Annotated in this window: 8 protein-coding genes; 5 read left to right on the top strand and 3 right to left on the bottom strand. The window is 63.1% G+C overall.

The features are described 5' to 3' along the window. From L0G76_RS13390 to L0G76_RS13370, 5 genes are all read left to right on the top strand, one after another. Window positions 1–641, top strand: a 641-nt coding sequence (locus tag L0G76_RS13390) for a sulfurtransferase (protein WP_304357672.1), incomplete at its 5' end; no start/stop codon positions are given. Continuing rightward, on the top strand, window positions 641–1,129 hold the full coding sequence (locus tag L0G76_RS13385; RefSeq protein ID WP_304357671.1) for a SufE family protein: 489 nt from the start codon (window positions 641–643) through the stop codon (window positions 1,127–1,129). The genes L0G76_RS13390 and L0G76_RS13385, both read left to right, overlap by 1 nt. Window positions 1,130–1,214: 85 nt before the next feature. Further along, the gene (locus tag L0G76_RS13380) at window positions 1,215–2,282 is read left to right on the top strand and encodes an iron chelate uptake ABC transporter family permease subunit (protein ID WP_304357670.1); all 1,068 of its coding nucleotides are present in this window, start codon (window positions 1,215–1,217) and stop codon (window positions 2,280–2,282) included. Next, window positions 2,279–3,385, top strand: coding sequence for a FecCD family ABC transporter permease (locus L0G76_RS13375; RefSeq protein WP_304357669.1), 1,107 nt, complete (start codon window positions 2,279–2,281; stop codon window positions 3,383–3,385). Before L0G76_RS13380 ends, L0G76_RS13375 begins: the two co-directional genes overlap by 4 nt. Further along, window positions 3,382–4,230: an ABC transporter ATP-binding protein gene (locus L0G76_RS13370; RefSeq protein ID WP_304357668.1), complete on the top strand. Its 849-nt coding sequence runs from the start codon at window positions 3,382–3,384 to the stop codon at window positions 4,228–4,230. The genes L0G76_RS13375 and L0G76_RS13370 overlap by 4 nt, the downstream gene beginning before the upstream one ends. A gap of 34 nt (window positions 4,231–4,264) precedes the next feature. On the opposite strand, the gene L0G76_RS13365 is transcribed toward L0G76_RS13370, so the two are convergent. The 3 genes from L0G76_RS13365 to L0G76_RS13355 form a co-directional block, all read right to left on the bottom strand. After that, on the bottom strand, window positions 4,265–5,344 hold the full coding sequence (locus tag L0G76_RS13365) for a DUF808 domain-containing protein (protein WP_304357667.1): 1,080 nt from the start codon (window positions 5,342–5,344) through the stop codon (window positions 4,265–4,267). Further along, window positions 5,345–5,665 carry an META domain-containing protein gene (locus L0G76_RS13360; protein WP_304357666.1) on the bottom strand — a complete coding sequence of 107 codons (321 nt, stop codon included), beginning with the start codon at window positions 5,663–5,665 and terminating at the stop codon, window positions 5,345–5,347. It lies immediately after the preceding gene. Next, window positions 5,662–5,967 (bottom strand): META domain-containing protein (locus tag L0G76_RS13355; protein WP_304357665.1); only part of this gene is annotated, 306 nt, incomplete at its 5' end. The genes L0G76_RS13355 and L0G76_RS13360, both read right to left, overlap by 4 nt.

The following is a 5,967-nucleotide window of genomic DNA, read 5'->3' as shown; positions in this document are numbered from 1 at the left end:
CACGCGACGACACGATCGTCTTCTACGGCGACAAATCCAACTGGTGGGCCGCCTACGCCCTGTGGGTCTTCTCACTGTTCGGCCACGAAGACGTTCGCCTCATGGACGGTGGCCGCGCCAAATGGCAGGCCGAGGACCGCGAACTGACCACCGAGAAGCCCCGCCCGGAGCCGACCGAGTATCCGATCATCGACCGCGATGACACGACCCTGCGCGCGTTCCTGCCTGAGGTCAGAGACAGCCTGGGCCAACGTCCGCTCATCGATGTGCGCAGCCCCGAAGAGTATTCCGGAGAACGCACCCACATGCCCGCCTATCCCGAAGAGGGCGCTCTGCGCGGCGGCCATATCCCCAGCGCGGCTTCGGTGCCATGGGCGAAGGCCGCGAATGAGGACGGCACCTTCAAGTCGGCAGACGAACTCAAGGCCATCTATACCGATGAGGCCGGACTCGGCACCTCCGACGAGGTCATCGCCTACTGCCGCATCGGCGAACGCTCCAGCCACACCTGGTTCGTCCTCCAGCACCTGCTCGGCTACGACAACGTCCGCAACTACGACGGTTCCTGGACCGAGTGGGGCAATGTCGTCGGCGTTCCCATCACGAAGGGAACCGAGGCCGGCGAGGTGCCCAGCCGCTGATGACTGCCCACACAGACACCCCTGACACTTCGGATCTGCCGCAGAGTCTGGCCGACATCGTCACTGACTTCGCCGAGACGGATTCCAGCGACCGACTGCAGCTGCTGCTCGAACTTGCCTCGGACCTGCCCGAGCTGCCACCGCGCTACAGCGATCACCCGGAGCTGCTCGAACAGGTGCCCGAATGCCAGTCACCGATCTTCCTTGTCACCGAGGTCGAGAATCCCGAGCAGGGGGATGAGGCGATTGTCAGGCTGCACTTCTCCGCCCCTCCCGAGGCGCCGACAACTCGTGGATTCGCCGGAATCCTCCATGAAGGGCTGAACGGCCAGAGCGCCGAGGTGGTTCTGTCCATCCCTGCTGACCTGCCCCTGCGTCTGTCGATGACCGAGATCGTCAGCCCGCTGCGGTTGCGGGGGATGAGCGGAATGCTGTCGAGGATCCAGCGTCAGACCTCCGAGAGGATCGGCAAGATCACAGGGCGATGATCGGGAAATCGTTTGGATGAGCCGAGGTTTTCGACTAGATTGTGGTTAGCCTGCCCTTAATTAGTCGATGCTAAGGAACCCTCCGATGACCGGTCTCGCCACCACAGCCTCGGCGAATCCGTCTGCGGTGAACGGTCAGAAGACGACACGAACTCTCAAGATCAAACGAGCGGTCGGCCTCGTCGTCGCAGTCCTTGCATTGGTGCTCGTCGTGCTGATGTCACTGGCCATCGGCACCCGGGATATGCCGGTCTCGGAGGTTCTCGGGGCGTTCTTCGACCCCAGTGGCAGCGACGATCAGCTGGTCGTGTTGGAGCTGCGCCTGCCCCGGACTGTACTCGGTATCCTCGTCGGGATGGGCCTGGGGCTGGCAGGCGGCCTCATCCAGGCGCTGACCCGCAACCCCCTGGCCGATCCGGGCATCCTCGGTGTCAACGCCGGAGCCTCCTTCGCAGTGGCCATCGGCATCGGATTCTTCGGGATCACCTCGATCAACGGCTATATCTGGTTCGCCTTCCTCGGTGCCCTCGTGGCCACGACAGGCGTGTACATCATCGGTTCCTCCGGGCGGAATCACAGCGTCGATCCGATCCGCCTGACCTTGGCCGGAGTCGCGGTCGCCGCGGTGCTGACCGGACTGACCAAGGGAATCCTCCTCACGAACGAAAGAGCATTCGATGCCTTCCGCGCCTGGGACGTCGGAGCCATCGCCGGTCGCGGATTCGACACCGTCTACGCAGTCGCCCCATTCATCGTCGTCGGCATCGTTCTCGCATTGTTCTTGGCGCACTCGCTCAACGCGGTCGCCCTCGGCGACGATCTGGCCGCCAGCCTCGGCACCTCGGTGAACCGCACCCGCATCCTCACCATCCTCGCGGTCACCCTCCTGGCCGGCGGCGCCACCGCCGCCGCCGGGCCGATCGGGTTCATCGGACTGATGATTCCCCATATCGCCCGCTGGATCGTCGGCCCCGATCAGAGATGGATCCTAAGCTACTCCGTCATCCTCTCGCCCATACTGCTGCTGGTCTCCGATGTGCTCGGACGTGTGGTGATGAAGCCGGGCGAATTGCAGGTCGGTGTCGTCACTGCCTTCGTCGGTGCACCGGTGCTCATCGCCCTCGTGCGCAGAAAGAAGGCGAGCGGACTGTGAAATCCTCGAACTCACCGATCGGTGACACCACCGAGTTCGTTCCCGGCCAGCGTGTCCTGCCGGGGGAGCGGGTCAACTTCGGTCGTCCCATGCTGCGGGCATTGGGCGTGCGCATCGATCTGCGAGTCGTTCTCACAGCCGGCATCGTCACACTTCTGGCACTGAGCTGCGGGTTCGTGGGGCTGCTACTCGGAGAGTTCTCACTGACTCCCGCTGAAGTTTTCCAAGGACTGTTCGGCCAGGCCGACAAACGCATCGTCAACACCGTCGTCGGCGAATGGCGGGCACCGCGCATCATCGCCGGAATCGTCCTCGGCGCCGGTCTGGGCGTGTCCGGCGCGGTCTTCCAGTCTCTGACCCGCAACCCCTTGGGCAGCCCCGACATCATCGGCTTCTCCACGGGTGCCTACACCGGCGGCATCGTCACCATCATCGTCTTCGGCTCCAGCTTCATCTCCACCGCGTTCGGTGCGATCATCGGCGGCCTCCTGACGGCCATCGTGGTCTACCTGCTGACATGGAAGGGCGGAGTTCAGGGCTTCCGGCTCATCATCGTCGGCATCGCCCTGACCGCGATGCTCAATGCCTTCAACACCTGGCTGATCATGCGCGCTGATCTCGACCTCGCCATGGCCGCAGCGACATGGGGGGCCGGAACACTGAACGGAATGGGCTGGTCGACCCTGTTACCGGCGGCCATCGGCACGGTCCTATTGGGGGTGGGCTGTGGACTCTTCTCTCGCGGCCTGGGAATCCTGGAACTCGGGGATGACACCGCCAAAGCATTAGGTGTGCGCAATGAACCCGTGCGAGCCGGCCTCATCCTCGTTGCCGTGGCCCTCGTTGCCGTGGTCACGGCTGCTGCCGGACCGATCGCCTTCGTCGCACTGGCCGCCCCGCAGATCGGGCGCAGGATCGCGAAGGCTCAGGGCACCAGTCTGCTCTCTGCTGCGGCAGTCGGAGCCCTGCTGCTCGTCGCCGCCGATCTCATCGCCCAACACGCCTTGGGCGATACTCAACTTCCCGTCGGAGTCGTCACCGTGTGCATCGGCGGCATCTACCTGATCTGGCTCCTCATCCAAGAAGCTCGGAAGGCACAATGAGCATTCCACCAGTCACGAACTTCGGCACGGCCACTGCTGCGGGCACGTCACAACTCGCCGCCCACGATCTCGATCTGGCCTACGACCACCGGCAGGTCATCACCGACCTCGACGTCGAGATCGCGCCGGGCAAGTTCACCGTCATCGTCGGCCCCAACGCCTGCGGAAAGTCGACTCTGCTGCGTGCCCTGGCTCGACTGATGACTCCCGCGAAGGGCTCGGTGCTCCTCGACGGAGGCAATATTGCGAAGTTGAAGACGAAGCAGATCGCCAAGCGGTTGGGTCTGCTGCCGCAGACGTCGATCGCCCCCGACGGCATCACGGTGGGGGAGCTCGTGGCGCGCGGACGACACCCGCACCAGTCGTTCCTCAAGCAGTGGACAGACCAGGACGAAACCGCCGTGCTCTCGGCACTGCGTGCGACCAACACCGAGGAGCTCTCCGCCCGGCAGGTCGATGAGCTCTCCGGCGGTCAACGGCAGCGGGTGTGGGTGGCCATGGTCCTGGCACAGGAGACGCCGCTGATGCTGCTCGATGAGCCCACGACGTTCCTCGACCTCGCCTTCCAGATCGAACTCCTCGACCTGTTCGCACAGTTGAACCACGAACACGGCCACACGCTTGTCGCCGTCCTCCATGACCTCAACCAGGCCTGCCGATACGCCGATGAGATCATCGCGATGAAGAACGGTGGAATCGTCGCCCAGGGGGCACCGGCCGAGATCATCACGACCGAGCTTGTCCAGCAGGTCTTCGGCATCGACTGCTCTGTCATCGACGACCCCGTCACAGGAGCACCCATGATCGTTCCCGGCAAGCCGAAGAAGACCTTCGCAGATCGCTGACCCGAACGTCCGCCACGAAGCAGACCGATATTGCTCAGCTCTCTGAGGAGTCCTTGCTTTCAGCGGGCTCGTGGTCTGCGCCCGCGCCTGCAGCAGTCGTGTCTGCGGGCGCCTTCTGACCGGTGGTGTCGCTGTTCCGTTCTTCTGCCTGGCCTTCGTCGTCTTTCCCCGACTTCATCAGGGCAGTGATGCCGATGGCGATTCCTGCCACGATGCTTCCCCAGATGGCGCCGAGGATGAGCGAGAAGAATGTGTTGACCAGCCAACCGAGGAAACCACCTACGCCTGCGACCGCGGCGACTGGTTCTTCCAGGTGATGGACGAAGTCGTAGAGGATGTGGAGGCCGAGTTCATCTGTGCCGACGAGGATGATGTGTCCACCGACCCACAGCATGGCGAAGGTGCCGACAACCGTCAGCCCGCCCAGCAGTTTGGGCATCGCCTTGACGAGGAATCGTCCGAACTTCTGCGTGCCCGGCTTCTCCTTCTGAGCCATGTGCAGGCCGATGTCGTCCATCTTGACGATGAGGGCGACGGTTCCATAGACACCGATCGTGATCGCCAGGGCCACGATGACGAGGATGATGGCTCGGGGGAGCAGAGCCTCATTGGCGACCTCGTTGAGTGAGATCACCATGATCTCGCAGCTGAGCACGAAATCTGTGGTGATGGCTGAGCGGACGATCTTCTTCTCGTCCTTGCCCTCATCCTTCTTACCGTGCTTGGATTCCTTCTTCGGCTCTTCGTGGTGTTCGATCCACCCGAGCTTCTCGAAGATCTTCTCCGCGCCCTCGAAGCACAGATAGGTGCCGCCGACCATGAGCAGGGGAGTCAGCAGCCATGGAAGGAATTCGCTGAGCAGCAGAATGATCGGCACGATGATGACGATCTTGTTGAACAGCGAACCGAACGCGATGCGTTTGATGATCGGCAGTTCCCGCTTCGGGTCGACTCCCGCGACGAACTTCGGGGTGACCGCAGCATCGTCGACGACGACCCCCGCAGCTTTGACTCCTGTCCGAGATGCGCCCGCGGCGACATCATCGAGGCTTGCCGCAGAGAGCTTGACGAGAGCTGCCACATCGTCGAGGAGTGCGAAGAGACCGCCCGCCATCTATCGTCCTTCGTCGGGTTCGTCAGCTTCGTCGGCGCGGTTGAGCACGCCGAGGTGGTTGCCGGCTTGGTCGAAGACGGTGAGCCGGTCACCGTCGGCTTCGACCCGGCGTGTGCGTCCGACCCACCTCTCCATGCCCTGAGTAGCGCGTTGGGTGGTGAGGAACGGTTCGACGATCGCCCCTGAAGCATCGTTGGACCACGTGGTGGAGATGCGGTTGGCTCCGTCGCTGCCGGTCAGGGACCCGTCGGCCGTGATCTTCAGGAATGCTGCGGACCCCGGCTTGGAGCTGGCCCATCTGCCGTTGACTGAGTTGGTCATTTGGCTTCCTTCTCCAATCCACCGACGACTTTCCCGCTGGAATCAGCAACCTTCATGACATTGCCTTCGATTGTTGCCGATGATGCCTCGGACAGCCACATGTCGACCCCGGCACATGCCTTCTGTGTTGTGGTGAACGGAGTGATGAGGATTTTGTCCCCGTCGACTTCCCACGTTGTCTGGATGCGATTGCAACCGTCGGAACCCGTCACCTGTCCGTCCTCGGAGAACTCGAGGAACGGATCTCCGGCTTCAGGAGACGTCCATTTGCCGGTGGGATCGATGGCTGCAGAATCCGCCGA

It is taken from the genome of Brevibacterium picturae (assembly GCF_030453725.1).
GTDB lineage: Bacteria > Actinomycetota > Actinomycetes > Actinomycetales > Brevibacteriaceae > Brevibacterium > Brevibacterium sandarakinum_A.
The sequence above is the reverse complement of the archived record's forward strand: the minus strand, read 5'-3'. Positions and strand labels throughout refer to the sequence as shown.